The sequence below is a fragment of the Fibrella aquatilis genome (assembly GCF_017353255.1).
Classification (GTDB): Bacteria; Bacteroidota; Bacteroidia; order Cytophagales; family Spirosomataceae; genus Fibrella; species Fibrella aquatilis.
Genome location: NZ_JAFMYU010000013.1, coordinates 138,961 through 164,513, shown reverse-complemented (window position 1 = coordinate 164,513; position 25,553 = coordinate 138,961). Strand labels below are relative to the sequence as shown.

The following is a 25,553-nucleotide window of genomic DNA, read 5'->3' as shown; positions in this document are numbered from 1 at the left end:
AGATGTACTTATTTTCCGTCCAGCACCGCCTGCAACTTATCGGCGAATACTTTGTCGTTAGGGGGCGCGAAGATGTAGCTATGTTCGCCGGGGACATCGTGGACGTGGACGCCTTTGCGGGCAAAATCGCGCCAGCCGTAGAAAGCGTAGTCTTCCATGAAAAACGTTTGTACCGTGGCCCGGAACAGGTGTACCTCCAGATCAGCGGGTAGTAGCTGAAATGCCTCAAGAGCCAGATCGTTGATAGCCTCAATGCGGAATGTGGTATCGAAAATAGCTTCCTGCTGCTGCTGTTGGCCGAATTTCAGTTGCCAGTACGCCTGAATGAGCCTCCGGGTGAATACCTGATCCAGGCGTTTACTGGGTTTCAGTTGCCAGTATTTCTTAATCAGCCGACGGTCTATCGACTCCATTTTGTAGGCTACGCCCTGCCCCCGGTGCTTCCGGATCAGGCGCATCGTATGACCCACTTTATTCAGGAAAAGCCCTAGCCCCTGCGCTTTGCGCTGCCACCAGGGGTTGCTACGGCCCGCGTCATAGGCGTAGGCATCGAAGAGCGCAACCAGGCCCACGGGTCGACCTTGCTCCCACAATTGCCGCGCCATTTCGAAGGCCACGATACCCCCAAATGAGAATCCGCTCAGCAAGTAAGGCCCCGTGGGGTTGTGTGCTACGATCTCGGCCACGTAGGCCTGCGCCATTTCGGGAATGCTGTGAAACGGCTCATCAACGCCGTTTAGCCCCCGTGCCTGAAGGCCATAGACAGGCTGATCGGGATGAAGATTATTGGCTACAGCGTTGAATAACAGTACGTTAAGTCCGGCGCCATGCACAATGTAGAGCGGATCGCGGGTGCCGCCGGGTTTAATGGGCACGAGCGATTCCCACGATACGGGTTGGGCATCTTCGTGCAGCAGCCGCGCCATTTCGCGCACGGTGGGGTACTCAAACAAGGTGGCCAGAGGTAGGCGCCGTCCGGTCTGTTTTTCCAGGCGGGTCATCACCTGCACGGCAATCATCGAGTGGCCGCCCAGTTCAAAGAAATTATCGTCTACGTTCACCTGCGGCATTCCCAGCACGTCGGCCCAGAGGGCGGCCAGCCGCTTTTCTTCAGGTGTGGCCGGTGCGTTTTGCGCGTTGGTCTCCACGGCGGCGGGGGTGGGAGCGGGCAGGGCTTTCCGGTCTATTTTGCCGTTGGCGGTGATCGGAAAACGGGGTAGCACCACAAAGTCGGTGGGCACCATATAGTCGGGCAGGTGGCGGGCGGCCTGCTTTTTCCACGCCCGAATCTGCTCAGCTGATACCGTGGGCACGGGGGCGTAGGGTTCGTTGACAAAAGCTCGCGCGTCGGCCTGCGCCAGGTTCAGGGCAGCGGGTGGTGGGGGCAGCAAGGTGCCAGCCTGTTGCGGAATAAAGACGACCTCAAACAGGTTGTCGTGCCCGTTGCTGCACCAGCGTACGTGCGTCTGATACCCCCGTGACTCGCCCAGTTGCCAGCAGCTATTGGGGTCAACGCCCGGTGCCACGTCGGCCAGTTTGGCGCGGATTAGGTCGAGCGATGTGTCAGGGTCGGCGTTGGCCAGCAGCGTCAGCAGGGCATGGCCGGCGGCGTTGCGCTGGTTGGGTATGCCCGTCACGCAGACCACTTCGCCCGGATGCTGCACCAGCGTTGTCGCCAAAACCGTTGTCGCCGAGGTGCCTTGTGAAACAACGTCTTTCCAGTCAACTTGCTGACTAACAGGCATTACTGTGGCTGCATTGCCAACATATAGCCACACGTCGAAGTGGTATTTGGTGGTTTCGTTAACTGATTGACCCTCGCGCAACTGCACATCCACAGCCGTAATGCCCGGAATGAGCTGGGGCAGCAGGTAGAAGAACGCGGGGTCGGCCATTAGCTCATCGTCCATCCGTACGCGCCTGTCCACCACCCGGTTGAACTCGCCCACGGTCTGTTTGCCCGACGAGCGCGGCAACTGGTCTTGGGCGTGGTGCATGGCCTGCAACTGCTTGCTCTGCATGTCGCCCACAAAGACACAGCCGCCCGGTGCCGTGGCCAGAACGGCCTGCTCGATGGCCCGGAGCAGATACCGCCCGTCGGGGAAATACTGCGCCACGCTATGAATGAGCACCAGGTCCAGCGACGCTTTCTCAACCAGCGAATAGTCGTCGGCGGGGGCGGTTTTGGCCGTTACGTGCGCCCACCGGTCGGGCTGAGCGGCCAGCTTGTGGTTCAGGTTGTCAATGGCAGGCTGGGCGTAGTCAGTGGCGATGTAGCGGTCGGTGTTGTCGGCCAAAGCAAAAAGCAACTGTCCGGCTCCACTGCCTACTTCCAGTACCCGCCGCGCTCGCAACGCCTTCAACCGCTTCACCGACTGCCCCAACCACTCGTCGGCCTGCTGCCGAATGTCGGTTTGGTCCGTCAGTTGTTCGGCAATGGCCACGTCGAGGTCGGCCTCGTGAACCTGTCCGTTGGCATCTACGGTGGTGGTCATCTGGTCGGCGGCGCGGGTGTAGATCACATCCCAGCGTTGGTGCCAGTCGGTGCCGTCGGTGTCGGTTTGGCTATCGGGCACCACATAGGCCACCAGGCGCTGATCGTTTTCGCGGTCTTCGCGGGCCATCACCACGGCTTCTTTGATGCCTTCGGTCTGCACCAGCGTATGTTCTACTTCGCCCAGTTCAATACGAAACCCCCTGATTTTCACCTGCTGGTCAATCCTACCCATGTACAGAATGTCGCCGTTGGGCAGTCGCCGCGCCAAATCACCCGATCGGTAAAGCTTACCCGCCGGGCCAGCTGACTGCGCTTTTTTTGCCCCCGGCGCGTGGCCGTTCAGCCCTTTGGGCGCGGCCGCAGTGGGGGGGGCAAAAGGATTATCGATGAATTTTTCGGCGGTCAGCTCGGGCTGATTCAGGTATTGGCCCGACACGCCTTCGCCCGCAATGCACAGTTCACCTGCCTCGCCGGGCTGGGCTAGTTGCCCCGTTTCGTCTACGATATAGACGGTGGTGTTGGCAATGGGGTAGCCAATGGTGATGCGGTCGTCGGTGGCCAGGATCTGCTTGCCGGTGGCGTAGATCGTGGTTTCGGTGGGGCCGTAGTAGTTCCAAACCTCGCGGCAGCAGGCCAGTAGTGTACGGGCCAGATCCAGCGGCAGGGCTTCGGCGCAGGAGATCACGCGCAGATTTTTATTGCCCCGCCAGCCCGCCGCCAGCAGCATCCGAAACGCCGCAGGGGTAGTTTGTAAAAACGTAATATGCTCGTTGTCAAGCAGATTAGCCAGGAGTTCGCCATTGCGGATCGTGGCCGGGTCAACCAAAATCAGTTCGGCACCCGTGAGCAGGGCGGTGTAGATTTCCACCACCGACAGATCGAATGCGACGGTGGAAAGCGAGACGGTTTTGTCGTTGGCAGTCAGGCCCGGTTCACGCGCAATGCTGTAGAGCACGTTGGCCACGCTATGGTGCCGAATGGCCGCGCCCTTGGGCCTGCCAGTGGTGCCAGAGGTGTAGAGGACGTAGGCAATGCTCTGCCCGGTGGGTTCGGATGTGGGGGCCGTGGCGGGGTATTGTGCCAACGTGGGCCAGATGGTTTCCACCACCAGTTCGCGCAGCGAAGCGTCGAACCGCCCCTGATGCGCCGCCGATGTGAGCAGCACCGAACAGGTAGCATCGGCCAAGATGTAGTTGATGCGGTCAGTGGGGTGCTGCGGGTCAACGGGTACGTAGGCAGCACCCGTTTTTAGGATCGCTAACATGCTCACCACCATCGCCAATGACCGGTCGACGGCCAGCCCCACGCGGTGGCCTGGCAACACACCCTGCTTCAGCAAGAGTTGCGCCAGTTGGTTGGCCCGTTGATCTAACTGGCTGAACGTCAATGAATCGCCCAGAAAACGAAGCGCTGTTTTGTTGGGATACTGCGCGGCTGTTTCGCTCAGTAGCGTAGTCAGAGCCTTTTCGCGGGGGTAGGGTAGCCGGTTGTCGGTAGCCAGGCCAACGGCCGGTGCGTGCAGACTGTATTCTTCCGAAATGTCCTTTTCAACGAACGCTCCGGTGATTTCTACCTGCTCCAGTAGCGCGTCGGGCTGTTGCACAACGGCCCACAGAAACTGAGCGAAGGAATCGTGGAACCCCCGGACGGTGTCGGCCCTGAATAGCCCTACGTTATACGTCCATTCCAGAATCAGCGTCTGTTCCGATCCCGTGGCGTTAAGCGATAGCTCGAAATTTTCGTAGGCGCGGGGGTTGCTAATCAGCGTATGCGACAGCCCCACAAATGATACCCCCTCGTCAAGCCCCATGTCGACGTTGAAGACCACCGGCACAAACGACACCCGCGCCGGGTCACGCCGAATCTGTAGTTTGCGCAGGAGTCCACCAAACGTAACACGCTGATGCTCAAAAGCATCCATCCAATCGGTGCGGCGCTGACGGAGGTGTGTTTGAAACGAGTTGCCCGGCGAATAATGACTTCGCAACGGCAACAGGTTCACGCAGTGCCCCACCAGCCCGTATAAATCGGTCACTGACTGACCCGCGGCAGGCAGGCCCAGCACTAGGTCCTGTTGGTGGGTGAGGCGCATAAGCCAAAGCTCAAACGCGGCCGTAAGGGTGGTGACCAGGCTGCATCCGGCTCGTACACCCACCTGTTTCAGCGCCTGTGCCAGGGCCGTGTCCAGCGCCACGTCGATGCGGTTACCGGCGTAGGTGCGCGGTACAGGGCGGGGAGCGTCGGTAGGAAGGTCAACCAGGGGCACACCATTGCGGTAGAGGTTCAGCCAATAGGCTTCGTGCTGCCGGTATTCGTCGCTTTTTGTGTAGGCTTGTTGCGCCAGGGCGTACTCACTCAGTTGCGGGGCCACGGCCAGTTTGGGGGTCATGCCCTGTACCAGCGAAGAATAAAGCTGCCCCAGATCCTGCAATAATATGCCTGTCGACCAGCCGTCGCAAATGATATGGTGGGCGGTGAGGGTAAAGTGGTGCGTGGTGTCGTCTAGCTTTTGCAGGGTAGCTTTCACCAGCGGGCCGTTGGTCAGGTCGAACCGAATCTTCGCATCGGCGGCCACAAGATCTGTTACGGCCTGCTCTCGCTGAATAACTAACAACGCGCTGTTGTCCAGGTAATTAAGCGGGCCGGTCAGTGTGCGAAAAAGGCACAGCTGCTGTCCGTCGGCGCTGAAGGCCGTGCGGAGGGCTTCGTGGCGCTGCACCAGGGTGAGCCAGGCTTGCTCAAAGGCGTCTCGGTCCAGTACGCCAGTCAGCCGCAACGAAATAGACTCATTATAAGCCCGGTTGGCATCGTCTCCTCCAAACTGGCAAGCTGTCCAGATTTCGGCCTGCGCGTCGGTAATGGGCGATACCTTTACCAGTTCAGGCCCGGCAAATGGATCAAAATCAACGACAGTAAGCGCAGGTTGGGTAGCACGATTCATTGGATAGCCTAATCTACTACGGCTGTATTAAAAGTAGGGGATATTCAGCCATTTTTTACGCATAAGCCTGGCTGAATAAACTCAGCGGTTGGTTCGCTGGGGCTGAAGCCGGGGTCTTATGCCGTCTTGCTCTAGTATAGATGATGACCCATTGTTGTCAATGTGGTTCGTACCAACGCGGTTCAGCACGGTCAGAATGGGCTGCTTGGTTAGCCGTTCGTAGAGCGAAAGTAACTGCTTCTCGGCTCTGGCCCACGAACTGTTGGCATCGATAACCAGGATTGATACTGCACAATCTTTGAGCAAATAAACGGGCATCTGGTTGTTGGCCAGCGCGGGCAGTTCAAGCAGAATACGGTCGAAGTGCGACGTATCGTACCCAGCATTATGATCCAGCAGGTATTCGATACTTGTTACGTTCATGAAATCGGGTTGAACCGTATAGGGCAGGTAGCTGAGATTACCCTGATCCTCGCGCACTTCGTTACCGGTTTTGCGGGGGTAGCAATAGGCTACCCGGTGTTCGGCAGCACCATATAGCCGCGCCAGCCCGTGCGCCACCCAAGTTTTACCCTGCTTAGATTGCATACTAAACAGCGTTATAACGGGTGGGTAAGGTTTGTCTTTTACCTGCGCAATCTCGATGTTGAGCGTATTAAACAACTGCTCAAACATACTGGTGGCAGCCCGGTTAGCTTTAGACGATGACAGCGGGTTTTTTACCAGCGGAAAGAAGGCCGTCAACGGGCGACCCACCAGCGTTTCGGCCTGCTCTGGCGACTGGATTCGCTTGTCGAGCCAGAACCGCAGGGCCATCAGGAGCAGGGCCAGAAAAATGCCCACGCCAATGCCCACAATCACTAGTTGCTTGCGCTTCGAGGGCTGCGGGTCGAGTGGAAAATCGGGGGCGTCAAGTACCTCCAGTTTGCCACCAACATCAACGTCTTTTTTCCGGGTGCGTGACTGATCGACCTGTTGCAGCAACGCAAAGTATTCTTTTTCAGCTACGCTCAAATCGCGGTTTAGCTGGCGCAACTGTGACCCCAAAGGTTCGTATTCGCTGGTTTTGGTCTTGTATTCACCCATTCGCCGCTGGTACAACTCCAGTTTCGACGAGGCTTCTTCGTACTCCAACGACTTGGCCAGACGGTCGGCGGCCAGCGTTTGTTGCGGTAGGGCATCAGACGTATTGGTGGCTGCATCATATTCCTCGGCCGATGCTTTCAGATTTTCTTGGGCAGTTGCCACGGCCGCCTGCAACCGGTTCAAAACGGCCCTGGGCTGCCCATAGGCGCGGGCATTGGACAGTTGATTTTCGGCTTCGGCCAGTTTGCGTTGTTTTTCGTTCAAATCGGTGTTCGCCGACCGGATGCTGCTCTGTTGACCCATGCGCTTGTTAAGGGCGTCCAATGAGGCTTTGGCGGCATTTTTGCGCATCAACTCCTGGTTATACTCGTTCGTCAGTGCCTCGCGGGCCGACGCCATATTGCGGGCTTCTTCGTCGTAATCCAGTACGTTATGGGTTGTGTTGAATGCCCGTAAATTGCCTTCTGCTTTGTCCAGCGCCTCTTTTGCTTTTTTCAGTCGTTCCTCATAATACCCAACTACCGAGTTGGTTTCGGCCGTTTTAAAATACGAGTTGCGTTTGTTGAGCACGTCGATGGCGTATTTCAGCGTTTGCTGGGCCACGGCGGGATCGTTGGCTTCATACTCCATTAGTAGCACGTCGTTGGTGTTCTTCCGGGCCGACCCTTTGACCTTTTCGCTCAGCAGCCGAAACGAATAGTACGAGTTTTCCTGTAAAACCAGGCTCTTAATAGGGTTTGGGGTGGGCGAATGTACCAGGCTGTCGAGCGCACGACGTAGCGTCATAGTGTCGCCGTTGATGGGTAGCTCGGCCCGGAAACTGGCCGGGACTGCTTTTTGCAGGTCATAGAAGCCATTCCAGCCCAGCACCATACTGTCGGGCTGGGTTAACTGAAGGTGGTCGGCCAGGAGGTTTACGCCTACCTGAAGCAGCGTTTCCTTCGAGCCTAACGTGCTCAGCAGGTTGTCAAATGCGCTCACCGACCGGTCCATCACGGCACCCATCCGGTCGGTCATCAGCGTATAGCCCGACGCCAGGCCGGTGTATAGTGAGGTCTGCGACTTGTATATTTTCAGTTCGTTACGCGTAACATAAAATGCCGTAGCCGCTGTCAGGCATGGAATCAGCACGAACCAAAGTACGTGCTGTCTCAGTAAACGCAGAAAGACAGAGATTGACATACGGCAGATCAGTTTCGTTTTAAGCGTTGAATAGGTACACCCACCAGGGCCTCGAAGGTGTGGACGTTTTTCAGGAACTCACCTTTTACCTGCTCCGAAATTGACTTTGTTTCCACGTAGCGGGTAGTGGCATTGGCCATAAGCTCGGCGGTTATACGTCCTTTCTGCAACTCAGCTTCGGCAATACGATAAGCCGTTAGCGAAGCCTGTTCGTCGAGCAACCGGATCTTTAATACCTGTTGGGCCGTTAGCATGTCCTGGTAGATCGTAATCAGTTCGCGTTTCAGTTGAAGCAGTGCCACCTCTTTCTGGCGTTCGCCAGCCTGTTGAGTTGCCTCGGCCTGCCGAATCAGGTGCTTACGGCCAAAGAGGTCGTAGAGCGAAATTCGGGCTTCGATACCCGCGCGCCAGCCATTGGTGAGTTGCCCAATGCTGCCTGTGCGCCCATCGGTACCCGACACGCCACTAGCCAGCAAGGTTTGGTTACCGCCCGAATAGTTACTGAAACCCGTTACGTTTTGCCAGATCTGCGACCGGGTTACAGCGGTGGCGGCATTCAGCGAGTTAATAACCTCATCCTGGTATTTCAACAGGGGCGAATTAGCCGCTGCAATCTTGACAATCTGGTCAAACGGTAGCAGTTGGGTACCAATATCCTGATTCACATCCAGGTATAATGTGTCACCAGACAGGCCAGTGGCCTTACCAAAAGCCACCATCCCACGAGCACCGCCCTGACCCAGGCTCGACGTAGCACACAACAAACACATAATTAGCAGCAAACTGAGCCGACGAAACAGTTCGGTCAGCAGCGTCGGTACTCGATTCATTCTCAAGGCGCGTGTTGAAACGATGCATACACTGCCCAAATGGCCTAAGCGCGTGCGTCGTTTTGGTTATTTTGACTTTTACTTACTAGTAATGTCACAACAAGCTCCTGAGGCATGTGTCAGACCTAGGTTAGCTAGCTAACAGGTTCTGTGGAGTTAATGTGATAATCGTTTCTAAACAAAGATAAACAACCCAATGGATTGTTTATCGGCGAAAATTGGCAGGTGACGTATTCAGGCAGCTAAATAGGACGAACGGTACATATTGGGGTAATCATATACCGGCCTACGCGGCGCGAGCTGCCTTTTCCCAGATACCCGACAGACCACCGTTCCAGAAACGGACCAGACCCAGCATCACACACCAGTTCATGAAGACGAAGTAGTAGGGTACGAATGTGGCTTTCCAGCGGGTTTGGCGGTTTTCGAGGTAATAGCCCACCCCGGCCATGCTATAGAAAAGTACCTGTCCCAGCAACATAACACTCCAGAAAAGCCACTGTGAGCTACCGGCTGGGGCTTGCAGCACAATCAGCAGGTTGAGCAGGACTAGTAGGGGCAGGCAAAACGGTGCCACCGCCCAGCGCAACACCCGGTGCGAAATATATTGAAAACTGAGCCAGCCGTAGCGGAACGGATTAAGCAACGGTAGTAGCCGCCCCATCGACTGAAAGCCCCCCGCTGCTATCCGCACCTTGCGCTTTTTCTCCTCTCGAATCGAGTGCGACGGACGCTCCATGGCGTACGCGTCAGGCGCATAATCGACGCGGTAACCACGCCCGGCAATGCGCAGCGAGATCATAAAATCGTCCAGCAGTGTATCGGCTTCAACAGGTTCATAGAGCACTGTACGGATGGCGAAAAGCTCACCGGCTGCACCCACTATAGTATGTAGCTCAGCGTCGAGCCGTTTCAGAAACGATTCATAGCGCCAGTATAGGCCTTCGCCGCTGCCCGATGCTGCCTCGGTGGTTTCGGTGCTGATTCGTTTTTCACCTGTTACAGCACCCACGTTGACATCGGCAAAGCGGTGCATAATCCGGCTGACGGCTTCTGGGTTCAGCAGCGTATTGGCATCGGTAAAGAGCGCAATGGGTGTCTGCACCAGGGGCATGGCATTATTCATGGCCTCGATTTTGCCCAGTCGCCGCGACCCCGACACCACTGTGAGGTTGGGCACCTGCGCTTTCATGTGCTCGAGGTACTCGGCAGACCCATCTGTTGACCCTTCGACTACAAACAACAACTGGACATGCTGCGCAGGATAGTCTTGTGCCAGGCAGTTTTGCAGCTTGGCGGGTAGGTAGTCGATCTCATTGTAGGCCGGCACAATCAGTGTGACGTCGGCGGGGTGGGCGAGGGGCGTGCTGACGCGGTTGCCACGGCCAGCCAGTCGCCGCAGTTTCACCAGGCCATAAATAATAAAGCCATATCCCACATAGGTATAGGCAATAAGCCCGGCCAGAAGCAGGAAAAGAAGCTCAGAAGACGTTGGATATGACATGATGCTAAGGCAACAGCACGTAGCTAACTAGTTGCTAGTCAACTGATAACGAATAAGGTAGGTAGCCGCAGTCATTTTCGACTCACATACAGAATATTGAACAGCAATGGCAGGTTGCTCCAAGAGAGTCAGTTCCTGACCTGTGTACTGCTCCGTTTGCGCATCGGTGTACGTGAGCCTAACGAACAGTACCGATGAAGGGTTAGGCTTCTGAGGCTCCAAGTAGACGATTCGGTTCGTTTTGCGCATGATGGCAGGTGGGAAGAAAGGGGTAGGCATTTATACGTTTTCTTTCTGCCAAAGGCTGAAGAGCGTCTGGTAGATCAGGCTCATGTCACGGCCAAACGAAAAGGTGCGGGCATATTCAATGTCCAGGTCAATACGTTCCTGTTCGCTCATTTTGCCTTCACCTTTGGCCCGTTTTTTCACCTGCCACAACCCCGTTAGCCCCGCCGGTCCAGCAAACCGCCGCACGGCGTAGTCGGTGGTGAGTTTCTCGGCCTCGTAGAGGGGCAGAGGTCGATTGCCCACCAACGACATGTCGCCGACCAGGATATTGACTAGTTGAGGTAGTTCGTCGATGCTACTGTTGCGCAGGAAACGGCCTAGACGCGTCACACGGGGGTCGTCGCGAAATTTCAGGAACGTGCCGCCTTCGTGGCTGCGCTGATAGCGCCGTTCGCACACATAATGGTCTTCGTCGAAAAGCAGACGTTGGCATGAACCAGCCAGCGCGCAGGTTTCGCAGAGGGTATCGGTATGGGCATCCAACTCATCGGTAGTGGCTACCGGGCTGTCGTACAGATTTTGCGCCGACATCGTACTCAGCATCTTATCGGCCTGGGTCGACATGGTGCGGAACTTGATCATGCTAAACACGCGATAGTTGGCGCCAACCCGTTTCGACCGGTAGAAAACAGGTCCTTTGGAATCGAGCTTAATCAGCACCGTTGTAATGATAAGTAGTGGGCTGAGCGTGAGGCAGGCACCCATGGCAACGAGCATGTCGAGGCCCCGTTTCCAGAGCGGAAGCGCGAAACTTTCTGGCTCTGGCAGTACAGGTGCCTGTTGATTTTGGGCAATCCGCGGTAATAAAGCAAGGTAGGCCTGAAGACGTTCGCGAAACGATGGTCCGTCGACCGGGTAAAACGAAATAATATCGGTGGCTCCCCCTTCAGTGGCTAGTTGCAGTACAGAGCGGGTGATGGATGAGCACAAGAGCAACAGCGGTAGTCCCAGGCGGGAGCTGAATGGGTGCAGGAGGTGTAGCACTTCGGCATAGTTGGCCGACTGACCCACAAGAATGATGTCTACCGGGCGCTGATTGGCCAGCCAGGCTACTGCATCATCGACTTGTTTATGCCAGATAACATATTGGGTACGTCCTAGCACACTGGTGATCCGGTTAAATACGGCTTCATCCCGTTCAACTAAGAGTATATAGGTAGTGGTTAGGCTACTCATCAGGTGAAGGTGGGTTGGCTCAGGAGGTGCTTAAGTAGAAATAATCGGTTCCATGAGGCACGTAGCAGGCGCTTAGGAAGTCAATCGAAACCTGGCTTACAGCTGGCCAATTGGCAGATTCAAAACAGGTTGAACAGCGTGTTCAATGACCATGAGACCTTCTGACGAGACGCTTTCTGCGAAGTAACGGGTAGTTGATACACCTCTGGCAGAGCGGCAGTGCGGCGCAAAAGCGACTGGATTTTGGCTCTGGCTTCGAGTGGGTTAAATGGCTTAGGCAAATAGCTGTCAGCACCAGCATCCAGGCAATCAATCCGAGTGGCACTATCAGTGGCACTGGAGAGTACGATAATGGGCGTTTGGCCGATTAACTGGTTGGCACGTACAAAACGAATTAGCTCCAGTCCACTAAATGCCGTCAGATTTAACTCAGTCATAATAGCATCAAACCGGTTTCCCTGCATCAGCAGTCGAACCGCGTCACGTCCTGACCGGGCCACCACGCAATCAAATTCTGTTTTCAGGGTTTGCTGAAGCACAGAGATAATGTGCGGGTTTTCATCAATGATGAGCAGACGTTTGGCAGGCTTTCTCATAAAAAATTTTATTCGGGGCGTTGTGGCATGAAGTTTGTTACGTATTGCTACAATGGCATCTTCACTGGTTCATTTGGGAAGCTCAGGGTCGTCAGACAGGTCATTTGTCTTTTTTTGACAGAAAAATGAAATTGACAACTCTGAAATTGCGAATGGCACGGTAATTGTTACTGTTTAACTGTATCCGTAATGCGTTACGGCTGCAAAACGCCTAGAGATACAGATTAACCTCAACTTACCCTGCCCTGCAAACTTCGTAGGGTATTGGAAGTTATTTAGGGCTTGACACGGCTTATTGTGCTGTTCCCAAAATCGTCTGCACGATTCTTGGGCACAGTATTGCTGTTTAGAACCAATAGGTATGGTCCCGTCACAGCTGTTTATGAGTATAATGCAGGTGAAATTGTTATTAAGAGGTTAGTGTTTGTATATACAAATAATATAAACAGCTGTTAGTCAGTTTGTTATGTATTGTTGTTAACTGATGTATAACTTTTAGAAATTATTAGATTAGTCCTACTAGTGCCCGGTTTTGCTATATATAAAAAATCATATGAAGCAGCAGGCTTCAACTACTTAAGTATTTATGTGGGTGTAAATATCGGAGGGTTGTTTAGTGGTGGCCTGTAAATCGCTGACATAATAACTTGGCCGGGCACTTCACCGGTAGACCAGAGGAGTACTACGGCGTATAGACTTATACGTGGTTTATATTAGTGTATTGCCATGCTTATTAAACAGCGCTAAACAGTTGCCTACCATAAAAAGCACGATGCAGCCTCAATAGAGTAGGTAGCTTTATTACCGGTTTGACGAAGTGAGCCGAATGCTGTTTCTTCACGCTACCGAACCGGCCCACTATGCACCGTTTACTTGTCTTACTTGTTGGCTTTTTGTTTGTAACGATTCCCGCTGCCATCAGCCAGGTAAAGCGGGTCGAGAATCTCTCAGACCTGGGCGAATCGCTGGCCGTGACCTGGGTGTTCCGGGCAGGGGACGACCGCACGTGGAGCCAAACCTACCTCGATGACCAAATCGGTCCCGGCAAGCCCTGGCAACCACTCAATCCGGCTCAGCCGGTACCCGATCTGCTACCCCAACTACCCAATCGCATTGGCTGGCTTCGGTTGCGTATACAACTCGACTCTACCTTTCGGCGGCAACCGGTGCTCCTACGCTGGCGGCAGGCAGCGGCTACTGAAGTATTTGCCAATGGCCAACTGGTGCGGGCTACAGGCATTGTCAGTTCTGATTCAGGCATGGTTAAAGCCGTGCATGGCTTGCATGACTATTATGCCGCTGCCCTGCCCGATTCACTAGGGCGGCTTGTGCTGGCGGTGCGGTTTGTGGTTGAGCCAACGGGCTACCGGGCGCAGTATGGGCAACTGGTAAATAACCTGCTCACCATGACGCTGCTGCCCAACGGACAGGAGACTACCCAGCCATATTACAACCGCTGGCAGGCCCTCACCCAAACGCTGGTGGCCGGACTCCTGCTGATGATGGCTATTTTGCATGCGGCTTTCTACGCCTATGATACCAGTCAGCGGGCCAACCTATTTGTGGCGTTGGCCACGTTTTTTCTGAGCGTGGCATCGCTGTCGGTGGGGGTTACGTTTCTGTTGCTCGACGAACTGGGGATCTACGAATCGTGGAGCATGGTGAGTGTATTATGCTACCCGCTGGGTTATGGTTTTCTACTCACGGCCCTTTACCGCATCTTCGACCGGCCGCAGCGGCTGGTCTATTACGCTTGCCTCTTGGCCCTGGTGGTTTTTGCGCTACTAGGCGTAACCGATCGTATCAACGGCGCGATGTGGGCCGAAACGGGGTCAGAACTGGTAGCACTCTCAGAGTTGATCCGGGTAACGGTGCTGTCGTGGCGGCAGCGTGGGGCCAACATTATTGGGTTTGGCATGGGGGGCGCGTTGTTTTGCTTTCTGCTGTTTTTTGCCTACGACCGGCTCGAAGGAGCGGGCTTTCTAAAGCTCGACCAGACCAGTGTGCACTTGTTTTACATCATTGGCGTTTGCTGCGTACCCATTGCCATGTCGCTTTACCTGGCCCGTACGTTTGTGGCCACGCAACGCCGACTGACGGGACAACTACTTGAAATTCAGCGCTTGTCGAAGCAATCGTTTGGGCAGGAACAGGACCGGCAGCAACTGCTGATGAAGCAGAAAGATATGCTTGCCCAGCAGGTGGCCGAACGCACGGCGCAGTTGCAACAGTCGCTGGATGAGTTGCGCACCACGCAGGACCAACTGGTGCAGAAAGAGAAAATGGCCAGCCTGGGTGAGCTAACGGCGGGCATTGCCCACGAGATTCAGAACCCGCTCAACTTCGTCAACAACTTTTCAGAAGTAAGCACCGAACTGGTAAAGGAACTGGAAGAGGAGCGCGAAAAAGGAGCCGACCGTGACACTGAACTGGAGGCTGAGCTGCTGGCCGATCTGAACCTGAACCTGTCGAAGATTAGCCACCACGGGCAGCGGGCGTCGGCCATTGTGCGGAGCATGCTGCAACACAGCCGTACCAGCACCGGGCAGCGCGAGCCAACTGATATTAATGAACTGGCCGACGAATACCTACGCCTGAGCTACCACGGCCTGCGGGCTAAAGAAAAGTCGTTTAACGCCACTATGGATACCGATTTTGCCGCCGACCTGCCTTCTGTTTCAGTGGTGGGGCAAGATATTGGCCGGGTGTTGCTGAACCTGTTCAATAACGCCTTTTATGCCGTGCAGCAAAAATACCTCAGCGGCGCGGGTGGGGCAGGCTACCAACCCAGCGTGCGGGTGCAGACGCGGGCCGTGCCAGGTGGCGTGGAGGTGCGGGTGAGCGATAATGGCGTGGGTATGAATGAAGAAGTAGCTCAGAAGTTGTTTCAGCCTTTTTTTACCACTAAGCCAGCCGGCAGCGGTACTGGTCTGGGCCTCAGCCTAAGCTATGACATCATTACCAAAGGGCACGGCGGTTCACTGCGCGCTGAAAGCACGGAAGGTGAAGGGGCTACATTCATCGTTATGATTCCAAACGCGCGCTAGCCTGTTTACCAGTGAGTTATGGATTTAACCGTTTTCACCGTCACCATCTTTCTGCTGTTTCAGATCCGCAAGTTTCTGGAGACAAAAGAACGTACGCCCCGCTGGGACCGCTGGCTGCTGTGGAGTGTCTATGGGTTGAGTATGCTAATCGGCGTTGATAGCCTTGCCGACAACCTGGGGTATAACCTGCGCGCTACCTGGCTCTGCTACGTGGCGCTGACTTTTGCGGCTTACGTAACCTATAAACGGGCGCAGCGGTATCCACCAGCCCGCGTACTTCTTTTTGGGTTGGTGCCTTTTATTATGGTCCACCTGGTGATTTACCTGGTGAAAACGATCTTGCCCAAAACAGTGTACGGGCCAAACCACACCTGGTTTGAAAGCACCCTTGGCTTTTTTTATTTCTGGATTGGTGGGCTGTATATCATTGCCGCCCGTCAGCGAAAAACCTATACCAAAGAACACCAGGCTCGTATTGACCGGGAAGAGGCTGAACAGCGCGAACGCCATATGTTGGAAGGGCTGGTACAAAAACGGACCGCCGAACTAACTCAGCAGAAAGAAGCTCTCGAATTTACCCTGGCCGAACTCCAAGCCACGCAGGACCAACTGGTGCAGCGCGAAAAACTAGCCAGCCTGGGTGAGCTAACGGCGGGCATTGCCCACGAGATTCAGAACCCGCTCAACTTCGTCAACAATTTTTCGGAAGTAAGCACCGAACTGGTGAAAGAACTTCAGGACGAACGCGCCAAACCGCAGGCCCAACGCGACGCCGAACTGGAAGCCGACCTGCTGGCCGACCTGGTTCAGAACCTGGAGAAGATTGGCCACCACGGGCAGCGGGCGTCGGCTATTGTGCGTAATATGCTGCAACACAGCCGCACTAGCACCGGGCAGCGCGACCTCACCGACATCAACGCTCTGGCCGACGAGTACCTGCGCCTCAGTTACCACGGCCTGCGAGCAAAAGATAAGACCTTCAACGCCAGCTTCGTAGCCGATCTTGACCCCAATGTAGCTCCTATCAATGTGGTGGCGCAGGATATTGGCCGGGTGCTGTTGAACCTGTTCAACAACGCCTTTTACGCCGTGCAACAGCGGCAGCAGCAGGAGCGCGAAAAAGGAACGCTGGCCGGCTATGCCTATCGCCCCGCCGTGAAGGTATCTACCCAGCAAACGCCCGTTGGCGTAGTGATTCGGGTGGCCGACAATGGAACAGGTATTCCCGACGAGTTGGAGGGAAAGATTTTCCAGCCCTTTTTCACCACCAAACCCAGCGGCAGCGGCACGGGCCTGGGCCTTAGTCTCAGCTACGACATCATTACCAAAGGGCACGGCGGTACCTTGGAGGTAGAATCGGAGGAAAGCAAAGGCACTACCTTCACGATCATGCTGCCAGGGTAGGCAAGAAGAGAGAAGCAAGAGGCAAGACAGCATCTGTTCTACCTCTTGTTTTATAGCTTCTTACCCCCTCTTACCTCGCTGCTTAGTCTGTTTCAAAACGTATAGACAGCTGTACAGGACAAATAACAGCGATACCGGTTTGGTGGGCGGGATACCAGCGCGGCATCTGCGCCACGGCACGTAGGGCAGCCCAGTCGAGCAGGGGGCTGTGGGATTTTGTTACCCTGATACTAGTCAAAAAACCAGTGGGTTGAATCCTGAAACTGACCTGCACTGTGCCTTCAAGGTCATTGGTGCGGGCCACGTAGGGGTATAAATCAGGGTTCAGGAAGTAAGCTGCCAACGCCTTTGGGCCGCCTGGGAAAAAAGGCGGGTTGTTGAGCGGTACATACTCGTCTGGAGTTGCTTCGGTAAAGGGAGAATAGCAGCCGATGGCGGTGTGCTGAGCCGACGTGGCGATGGCCGAACCGGTGGTTTGTGCGCTTTGTGCCCATGCCAGTGAACCCGACAGGCACAGGCTGGCAATGGAGAGTACGATGCGTTTCATATTCAGGAAATGTTGCTGATGGTCAGCTGTTTATTGCTGACACAAATCTCCCGCTCTACGCATCGCCGGTAAATCCCTGAACTCAGTGATATCCAGTACCGAACTCCGTCACTTTATTGTAAGGTAAAACGCCATGCGGTCCACCTTACTCAAACCGCAGGTGCTTCACCGACTCGCCTGACATGGCTAGTTCTTCGAGCGATTCGATGCCGATTTTCAGATGCGTATCCACAAAATTGGTAGTCACCTTCTTGTCGCTTTCTTCGGTTTTTACGCCTTCGGGCACCATCGGGTTGTCAGATACCAGCAGGAGTGCCCCGTGCGGAATGGCGTTGACGAACCCTACGGCGAAGATAGTGGCCGTCTCCATGTCGATGGCCATGGCGCGGGTTTCGCGGAGGTATTCTTTAAACGTCTCGTCGTGCTCCCAGATGCGGCGGTTGGTTGTATAAACGGTACCGGTCCAGTAGTCGAGCTTGTGTTTTTTGATCGTTGACGAAACGGCCCGCTGCAACCGGAAGGAGGGCAGGGCCGGAATTTCGGGGCGGAGGTAGTCATTGCTGGTGCCCTCGCCCCGAATGGCGGCGATGGGTAAAATCAGGTCACCCAGTTGGGTACGGCGTTTCAGACCCCCGCATTTACCTAAAAACAACACTGCCTTGGGGCTAATGGCCGACAGCAGGTCCATCACGGTAGCGGCCATGGGGCTGCCCATGCCGAAATTGATGATCGTGATATTGTTGGCCGTGGCCGTCTGCATGGCCCGCCCGATGCCGTATATTTCGGCGTCATAGAGCTTGGCAAACAGCTCGACATAATTGATGAAGTTGGTGAGCAGAATGTACTCGCCAAACTGTTCGATGGGCGTACCCGTATACCGCGGCAGCCAGTTGTTTACTATTTCTTCTTTGGTTTTCATAGGGAGAAGCGAAGGGCAGAGAGCCAAGAGGTGAGAGGCAAGAAGCAAGACATAAGCGTCAAGAGGCAAAACGTTTACCGAAGAATCTTGCTTCTTGCTTCTCACCTCTTGGCTCTACCCTCTCTGCTCTTCGCTCATTATCTTTACGTATGGACGCGCTGAATCTGCCTGCATTTGATTGCAAACTTACGGAGATAGACGGGAAACGTTATATTTTCGATTTGTTACGCCGCAAGCACGTCCGGCTCACGCCCGAAGAATGGGTGCGGCAACATGTGGTCAATTTGCTTATCGAACACTACCGGTATCCTAAGGCGCTTATCCGGTCGGAGGGGGGGGTGTCGTTGAATAAGACACTGAAACGCACCGACTTAATGGTGTTTGACCGGACGGGCAACCCCTATTTGCTGGTAGAATGCAAGGCCCCGCAGGTAGCGCTGTCGCAGGCCGTTTTCGACCAGGTGAGCCGCTATAACCACGTGCACAAAGCACCCTATGTGGTGGTGACCAACGGCCTGACGCACTACTGCTGCCAGGTATGCCACGTTACAGAGACCATCTCGTTTCTCGACGATTTTCCGGCCTTTGGCGGGTAGGGGCTTTGTCTTTTTGGGGGATTGTATACCTTTGCCCTGTATCAAAAAATAGTATGCACGCATACTACCGGTCATGGCAGAGTCGTACAAATCGCTTTCACTCACCACTCAAAACGGGGTACTCACCCTCACACTGCTAGGCCCCGGAAAAGGCAACGCCATGGGACCCGATTTTTGGGCCGAACTTCCCGGTGCTATCGACGAGATTTCGGCCATGGACGACGTGCGGGTCGTAATTGTGCGGGGCAGTGGCAGTCATTTTTCTTACGGCCTGGATCTGCCCCAGATGATGCCCAAACTGGGCGCTATGGTGGGCGGTAACCAAATGGCTGACCGTCGGCGCGAGTTGATGGACATGATCCGGCAGATGCAGTTGGGGTTCCAGAAAATGCACGAATCGCCGAAGCCGTTTATTGCGGCTATCCACGGCTGGTGCATTGGCGGGGGCGTAAACATGATCTCCGCAGCCGACATCCGGCTCTGTTCGGCAGATGCCAAATTCAGCCTGCGCGAAGCCAAACTGGCCATTACGCCCGACATTGGGGGGTTGCAGTGGCTACCGCACATTGTGGGCGAGGGCATCACCCGCGAGATGGCCTTCACCGCCGCCGACTACGATGCCACCTTTGCCCTGCGCACGGGCCTGGTGAACCACGTGCTGGACACCCCCGACGCCCTCTTTGCCAAAGCCGATGAGATGGCCGGGCAAATTGCCGACAATGCCGCCCTGGCGGTGCAGGGGGCCAAAAGCGTGCTGAACTACGGTATGGACAAGAGCGTAGAGGCGGGCCTTCAATACGTAGCCGTCTGGAACTCATCGCAACTTCAGTCGCCCGATTTTTCCGAAGCCATGCAGGCTACTTCCGAACGTCGGCAGGCTGCTTTCAACAATAAACTAAACCGAGGCTATTGATCCATGACCACAGGTATGCTGCGCGATGACGCGCTGACGGGTAAAACCATTATTGTAACGGGCGGGGGCACGGGCCTTGGCAAATCGATGACCCGTTATCTGCTCCAGCTGGGGGCCAACGTTACCATCTGTAGTCGGCGGCAGGCGGTGCTTGATCAGACGGCGCAGGAACTGACTGCCGAACTGGCCAACCACCCTGGCGCCGGAAAAATTCTGGCTGTTCAGTGCGACGTGCGCAACCCGATGGAAATTGAAAACGTGCTGGCCGAAACCGTGGCGCAGTTTGGCCGGGTAGATGGTTTGCTCAATAATTCGGCGGGGAACTTCATCAGCCCCACCGAGCGGCTGTCGTACAAGGCGTTTGACGTGGTGGTTGATATTGTCTTGCGCGGCACCTACTATTTCACGCTGGCGGTGGGCAAATACTGGATCGAAAACAAGATCAAAGGCACGGTGCTCAACATCTCAACCACCTACGCCACCACGGGTTCGGGCTATGTGGTGCCCAGCGCGGTGGCTAAGGGCGGTGCCCTGATCATGATGAAATCGCTGGCGGCGGAGTGGGGAAAATACGGCATTCGGCTCAACGCCATTGCGCCCGGTCCGTTTCCCACCAAGGGTGCCTGGGACCGGCTCTTCCCCGAACCACTGGCCAGTATGATGGACCCCACCAGCCGGATTCCCCTCAAGCGCGTGGGCGAACACCAGGAATTAGCTAACCTCGCGGCCTACCTCCTCTCCGACTTTTCGGGCTACATGACCGGCGAGTGCATCACCATCGACGGTGGCGAAGTGCTGGCCGCCGGGGAGTTCAGCCACCTCGAAAAAGTGACCGAAGATCAGTGGGACATGATCGGCGAGACCATCAAGCAAGCCAACAAGGCAAGCAAGCAGGAAGGGAAATGAATAAGTGGAAAGGGATGAGTGGTGGGTATTGAGTTTGCTTCCGCTACTCATCTCTTTCCACTCATATGAAATACATCAATTTCATCGTATCGCCATCAAATACGCCGTAGGAGCGGTTGTGGACCCACTCGCCGAGGTTGACGTAGCGGCTGGTGGGCGTCACGGTCAGGTCGAGGGGGAGGTGGCGGTGGCCGAAGATGTAGTAGTCGTGGTGCTGACTGGCCTCTACTTCGCGGCAATATTGCCAGAGCCATTCCTGCTCTTCGCCGCGAAATTCGTCTTCGGCTTTTTTGTTGTTGGTAATCCGGCTTCGGCGCGACCAGCGTTGGGCCAGATCGATGCCCAGGTCGGGGTGGAGCCACCGGAAGGCAAACCGGGCAATGGGGCTTTCAAAGACCTTTTTTAGCTGCTTGTACACGTGGTCGCCGGGGCCGAGGCCGTCGCCGTGACCAATCAGGAAGCGCTTATTGCCCAACAGATACGTTTGCGGCAGGCGGTGTACGGGAATGCCCAACTCGTCGGTGAAGTAGTGGCGCATCCACATGTCGTGGTTGCCGGTGAAGAGCGTAATGGGCAGGCCCGCGTCGGCGAGTTCGGCCAGCTTGCCCTGAAACCGGATGAAGCCCTTGGGGATGGCGTGCTGGTATTCAAACCAGAAATCGAACACGTCGCCCACCAGAAACAGGGCGGCGGCATCGGGCTGAATTTGGTCCAGCCAGCGTACTACGGCCTGTTCGCGCTCCCGACTGAGCGCAGGCGAGGGTGTGCCGAGGTGAAAATCAGACGCAAAGTAAATTCGTTTGCCAGGCGGCAGCGCAATAGACGTAAGCTCATTCATGCCCCGCAAAGGTACGTACGCCACCTACCCAGGTCCACCCGCTTATAATTTTTTCAGCACCTTCACCAGCCGTTTGCTGATCTGCGCGTAGCCCGCGTCGGAGGGATGTAGGCCGTCGTAGGTCATCTCGATGGCCTCAGTGGGGTAGGGGTACTCGTCGGTGTCGGGCGAAAACGGCACGTCGATGAAGGCGGGGTAGGGGTAGTTGGTGTAGACGCCGGTCTGCGGGTTTTTCAGCCGTTTGAATTTCACGAGCTTGGCCACGCCCAGCTGCCGCACATGATACAGGTCTACCACGGGCACCTGCTCCACGCGCCCAATCGAGTCGATGGCGTTGGCAAAGGCTTCGAGGTATTGGCCATTTTTGGCTTTATACGAGCCGTAGGCGTTGTTTTTGAAATTGGTGAGGTACACAAAATCGGCCCGCTGCATGGGCGTTATCAACACGATCTTCGCCTGGGGGTTCAGGCTGCGGAGCTTGTTGATGATGATCCGAAACGACCCGTATACCGTGGCGTTGCCGGTGTTAGCCTGATAGTCGCTCAGCCGCCCCAGCGGACGACCCCGCCACCAGTCGTTGGTGCCCAGAAAGACGGAATAGACATTGGCTTTCACAAGGCCCAGCTTGTCGACCGACTCGGCGATCTGGCCCGACGTCCAGCCGTTATGGCCCTGATTAACGAACGTCAGGTGGGGCAGTTTTTCGGTTACGCGGGTCATATAGCCTTTGGTAACCCGGTTGCCCGTCTCGTTCAGATGGTCGTTGAGGTAGGTGATTGAATCGCCGATGGCCACCCAGGTTTGCTGAGTTGGCCTGGCGGCACTGAACAGAAAAATGATGGCCGTGAGGAGGAGTAGCTTTTTCATAGAAAAGGAAATCGGGGAGGGAGCCAGGTGCAATCCAGGCGTTCAGAAAAGCCTTCGGTTCGGTGACTCTAACATTCAGCCGTATATTTGGGTTGACAATCTGGATGAATTCTGAGTCGTACACAGTTCTATGAAACAATCAACTATGCTGCTGGCACTGGCAGTGGCAACTTTCGCTTCGTGTCGCCCAAATACTACCGATGATGCCAACGATGCAGGTGGCACGGGTAGCCCTTACCTGGCCAAATCGGTGGTTGGCGTGCGGATGCTGGCCAATGATGCAAACTACGAAGAGGCCGGTAGCTACCTCGCCGAAGAGTTTGTGCGCAATACCTTTAAGCTGGGAGAAGATACAAAGCTGGAAGTAATTAACACCCGCAAAGGAGGTGTATTCGAGTGGGGCAAAAACGAAGTTGTCGTGTCGTTTGGCGCGCCTAAGCCCTACCCGTCTATCTACCACGCCGAATACGTTTTCGACAAATTATACCAGCCCGGCGTGGCCGCTAAGATGGATGCCGAGCCTGAAAAAGAAGCCTTGTCTGGCCCAAATCCAGAAGGTACCGGTGCCGAACGCCCCGCCGAATCGGCTACTGGTAATGCCACTAAACGCGATACGTCGGCAGCCAATGACTCGGCCACAACCGTTTCACGAGTGACAGCAGCAGCTACCCAACTGACTACTCCCGCCGTAAGTGCCGGTGCCTTTGTGGCTTATCCGGGCCTGGGCGACAAGGCCGTTTGGGACCCCGCCAACCGTACCATGCACGTATTGCTGAACAACCACATCCTGAACATACAGGTAAAAACTGCCGATACGCCCGCTGTGGCGCAGCAACGCGCGGCTATCCTGGCCAACGTAATCTTTCACGAAGTAATCGGCGAGTACTACGGCCCGGCCGACGATAAGTAAAGGCCCGACCGACATGCGGTAATTGAAAGCCCTGCCAGTAAACTGGCAGGGCTTTTTGTTGGTAAGACCACCTGGGTAAGTGTCAGTAAGCAGAGGATGGCACGCGTAACTAGCCGTGTAATACACAAATTTTTATGTACTCGTTCATTAAAGTTTATTAAACATAAAAGAATTTTTTTATAAATATTCTTCGAAGTCATTGATTTATTATTGGTATAGTAGATAGATAGGCAAGGTTATTGTAACACATTTTTACAACTGTCATTGAATTGATGAGAAACGTTATGGAAGACTATGTACACCTATTTGCAAGCATAACGGCTTGCAGCCTGCCAGGCTCTCTATCCGCTTTTTTCATAGAGCGGCCTTCAACCTGCCTTCGGGCGGGTTGCCAACAACGATTCTAATCTGTTTCGATTGGGTAAACCGATAGCCTGTAGCAACACCCGACTGTTCGGGGTTTGGTGCGGTGGCTGTGGATGGTCCTGCTTAAAGACAGGTCTTATGCCAGGTATGCTTAACCAGTAAGCTTTTTAATAAACAGGGAACGGAGAGGGGGCTAGATCGGCCAAAATCAATATCCCCTCTCTCGTTCCACTATATCGTATCGACAACAAATCTGTATCAACACTATGGATGCTACGCGCAAAAATAGTGCCGGTAAACTATTGGGTTTACTTGCCACCACCTGCTGCCGGGTGTTTTCTTATCGAACGTATCTGCTGCTGCTGAGCCTGCTGCTGCCCGTTGCCGCGTTATTTGCCCAAACTGGAGCCTACGACGTTCGTTTCACCCAAAAATCAATCGACTGTGCGGCCGGGAAAGTAGTCATCCGGGTGGAAGTAAAAGCCCGCGATGCCAACAGCACATTCCTGATGGGCGATGCCAACTTCCGCTTCACCTATCCCTCGCAGGTGCTCACCAGCCCGCGCCTTGTGTTACAAGAGAACTTCTCCAGCCTGGCACCGGCCAGCCAACCGGCCTATGCCCCCCAGGACATTGCCAACGCCTCTACAGAAGGGCCAACCGTGGGGCGGGTGGTGCTCAACACCGTCTATAACGGTAATGCCGGGGCCGTGCGGGTGGGAACCAACTGGGTGGGTGTGAGCTGCATTGAATTCACCCTCAGACAGTTAACTACCTGTTTCGATCTGCGCTGGGACACCACGTTCCCGTCTACGGGTATGAACGAGGTGATCGTGACCGGCACACAGCCTTACGCTTACCAACTGGCCGACGTAGCGGCAAATAATTACCAGAACCTCAACAGTTGCCCCGACACGTTCTGCGGCGCGCCGACCAACCGCTATGGCGTACGGTTATCGGTGAAAAACTTCGACTGCGTTACCAAGAAAGCAGTGATCCGGGTAGAAGTAAAAGCTACTGCGCCCGCGTCAGGGTCGTTTTTGATGGGCGATGCCAACTACCGCTTCGATTATGACGCCTCGTTGCTGACCAACCCGGTTATTGTGTCGCAAGAGCATTTTTCGAGCGCCGCGCCCGCCAATGACCCACGCTACACGGCCCAGGATCTAACCGGTAGCGCTGTGGCTGGTGCGGCGGGTATACTCTCGCTCAACACCAAGTTTGCCGGTACGCTTCAGGCCAGTCAGGCAGCGGCGGCCACCGTTGGCGCAGACTGGGTTACCGTCTCGTGCATCCAGTTCGACTATGCGGGTGCGCTGAATGCGGCCTGTTTCCCCATTAGCTGGCGCACGGGTACCGGACCCGTACCCCGCACGGTAATGAGTCAGGTAACTACCCCCACGGCCGGGCAATATTCGCTGATTCCGATTTTGGGTACCGAATATGACAACGCCTCGGTCTGTCCGGCGCAGCTCTGTACGCCGCCCACCCTGTCGGCTGACCTGAGCCTCACGCAGACGGGGCCAAACAGCAGCACCCTAGCTCAGAATACGCCTGCTTCGTTCACACTCGTGATCCGCAATGATGGGCCAAATGCGGCTACCAATGTGGTGGTTAATGACACCTTACCGGCTGGTATTCAGTACGTAAGCGCCTCACCGGGACTAACCTTAGTGAACGGCAACGTGGTGCAGTGGACTATTGCCAGCCTGCCCGTGGGAGCATCACTGGTGGCTACTATCCAGACCCAGATAACGGGTGAAGGCCCCCTGTTCCTGAAAGCTGAAATCGTGAAATCGGACCAGCCCGACCCCGATTCGACGCCGGACAATGGCATCCTGGCCGAAGATGATTACGCCACGGCCTGCGTGTCGGTACCCATACAACTCTGCGACGGCGACGAATACCTGATTCAGGCTGCGCCCAGTCTGGGAGCCGTGCAATGGTTTGTGGATGGCGTATTAGTCGCGACGGCACCAACGTATACGGTGACCCGTCCGGGCACGGTGTCTTACCAGGGTGCTCCCGGTAGCTGCGGTGGCACCGGCTGCTGCCCGGCGGTCTTTGTGCGCAACCCCTGCTGCGGCCCGCCCAAGTGTGTACCCTTCGTGATCCGCAAAACGCGGTGATGGGATTTTGG

17 protein-coding genes are annotated in these 25,553 nt (G+C 55.3%); 7 read left to right on the top strand and 10 right to left on the bottom strand.

Annotated elements, in window-relative coordinates:
• Nucleotides 1-8 precede the first annotated feature (8 nt).
• The 6 genes from J2I48_RS16620 to J2I48_RS16595 form a co-directional block, all read right to left on the bottom strand.
• Complete coding sequence (locus tag J2I48_RS16620) at nt 9-5,438, bottom strand: non-ribosomal peptide synthetase (protein ID WP_207336597.1); 5,430 nt, start codon at nt 5,436-5,438, stop codon at nt 9-11.
• A gap of 81 nt (nt 5,439-5,519) precedes the next feature.
• Nucleotides 5,520-7,706 carry a GumC family protein gene (locus J2I48_RS16615; RefSeq protein ID WP_207336596.1) on the bottom strand — a complete coding sequence of 729 codons (2,187 nt, stop codon included), beginning with the start codon at nt 7,704-7,706 and terminating at the stop codon, nt 5,520-5,522.
• 8 nt (nt 7,707-7,714) lie between these two features.
• On the bottom strand, nt 7,715-8,536 hold the full coding sequence (locus J2I48_RS16610; RefSeq protein WP_229376386.1) for a TolC family protein: 822 nt from the start codon (nt 8,534-8,536) through the stop codon (nt 7,715-7,717).
• 286 nt (nt 8,537-8,822) lie between these two features.
• Nucleotides 8,823-10,040 (bottom strand): glycosyltransferase family 2 protein, encoded by a 1,218-nt coding sequence (locus J2I48_RS16605; RefSeq protein WP_207336595.1) that lies wholly within the window; start codon nt 10,038-10,040, stop codon nt 8,823-8,825.
• A 279-nt stretch (nt 10,041-10,319) separates the two neighbouring features.
• Entirely contained in the window at nt 10,320-11,504 is a 1,185-nt protein-coding gene (locus tag J2I48_RS28480; RefSeq protein ID WP_207336594.1) for a sugar transferase, read from the bottom strand.
• A 119-nt stretch (nt 11,505-11,623) separates the two neighbouring features.
• On the bottom strand, nt 11,624-12,100 hold the full coding sequence (locus J2I48_RS16595; RefSeq protein ID WP_207336593.1) for a response regulator transcription factor: 477 nt from the start codon (nt 12,098-12,100) through the stop codon (nt 11,624-11,626).
• An 860-nt stretch (nt 12,101-12,960) separates the two neighbouring features.
• Here J2I48_RS16595 and J2I48_RS28335 point away from each other — a divergent pair.
• Both J2I48_RS28335 and J2I48_RS16585 read left to right on the top strand, forming a co-directional pair.
• On the top strand, nt 12,961-15,147 hold the full coding sequence (locus J2I48_RS28335; protein WP_229376379.1) for a sensor histidine kinase: 2,187 nt from the start codon (nt 12,961-12,963) through the stop codon (nt 15,145-15,147).
• 18 nt (nt 15,148-15,165) lie between these two features.
• Nucleotides 15,166-16,551: an ATP-binding protein gene (locus J2I48_RS16585; RefSeq protein ID WP_207336592.1), complete on the top strand. Its 1,386-nt coding sequence runs from the start codon at nt 15,166-15,168 to the stop codon at nt 16,549-16,551.
• Nucleotides 16,552-16,633: 82 nt separating this feature from the next.
• On the opposite strand, the gene J2I48_RS16580 is transcribed toward J2I48_RS16585, so the two are convergent.
• Nucleotides 16,634-17,098, bottom strand: coding sequence for an energy transducer TonB (locus tag J2I48_RS16580; protein WP_207336591.1), 465 nt, complete (start codon nt 17,096-17,098; stop codon nt 16,634-16,636).
• A 145-nt stretch (nt 17,099-17,243) separates the two neighbouring features.
• Nucleotides 17,244-18,017 (bottom strand): AMP nucleosidase, encoded by a 774-nt coding sequence (locus J2I48_RS16575; RefSeq protein WP_207336590.1) that lies wholly within the window; start codon nt 18,015-18,017, stop codon nt 17,244-17,246.
• A 149-nt stretch (nt 18,018-18,166) separates the two neighbouring features.
• On the opposite strand from J2I48_RS16575, the gene J2I48_RS16570 reads away from it, so the two are divergent.
• The 3 genes from J2I48_RS16570 to J2I48_RS16560 all read left to right on the top strand — a co-directional run bounded on the left by J2I48_RS16570 (nt 18,167) and on the right by J2I48_RS16560 (nt 20,432).
• Nucleotides 18,167-18,613 carry a type I restriction enzyme HsdR N-terminal domain-containing protein gene (locus J2I48_RS16570; protein WP_207336589.1) on the top strand — a complete coding sequence of 149 codons (447 nt, stop codon included), beginning with the start codon at nt 18,167-18,169 and terminating at the stop codon, nt 18,611-18,613.
• 73 nt (nt 18,614-18,686) lie between these two features.
• Nucleotides 18,687-19,526 carry a crotonase/enoyl-CoA hydratase family protein gene (locus J2I48_RS16565; RefSeq protein WP_207336588.1) on the top strand — a complete coding sequence of 280 codons (840 nt, stop codon included), beginning with the start codon at nt 18,687-18,689 and terminating at the stop codon, nt 19,524-19,526.
• A 3-nt stretch (nt 19,527-19,529) separates the two neighbouring features.
• Nucleotides 19,530-20,432 (top strand): SDR family oxidoreductase, encoded by a 903-nt coding sequence (locus J2I48_RS16560; protein WP_229376377.1) that lies wholly within the window; start codon nt 19,530-19,532, stop codon nt 20,430-20,432.
• A 61-nt stretch (nt 20,433-20,493) separates the two neighbouring features.
• Here J2I48_RS16560 and J2I48_RS16555 read toward each other — a convergent pair whose 3' ends face one another.
• Complete coding sequence (locus tag J2I48_RS16555) at nt 20,494-21,270, bottom strand: UDP-2,3-diacylglucosamine diphosphatase (protein ID WP_207336587.1); 777 nt, start codon at nt 21,268-21,270, stop codon at nt 20,494-20,496.
• A gap of 42 nt (nt 21,271-21,312) precedes the next feature.
• On the bottom strand, nt 21,313-22,137 hold the full coding sequence (locus tag J2I48_RS16550) for an SGNH/GDSL hydrolase family protein (RefSeq protein WP_207336586.1): 825 nt from the start codon (nt 22,135-22,137) through the stop codon (nt 21,313-21,315).
• Nucleotides 22,138-22,267: 130 nt separating this feature from the next.
• Between J2I48_RS16550 and J2I48_RS16545 the strand changes: the two genes are divergently transcribed.
• Nucleotides 22,268-23,047: a hypothetical protein gene (locus tag J2I48_RS16545; RefSeq protein ID WP_207336585.1), complete on the top strand. Its 780-nt coding sequence runs from the start codon at nt 22,268-22,270 to the stop codon at nt 23,045-23,047.
• Between the two features lie 632 nt (nt 23,048-23,679).
• The gene (locus J2I48_RS16540) at nt 23,680-25,542 is read left to right on the top strand and encodes a DUF11 domain-containing protein (RefSeq protein WP_207336584.1); all 1,863 of its coding nucleotides are present in this window, start codon (nt 23,680-23,682) and stop codon (nt 25,540-25,542) included.
• Nucleotides 25,543-25,553: the final 11 nt, after the last annotated feature.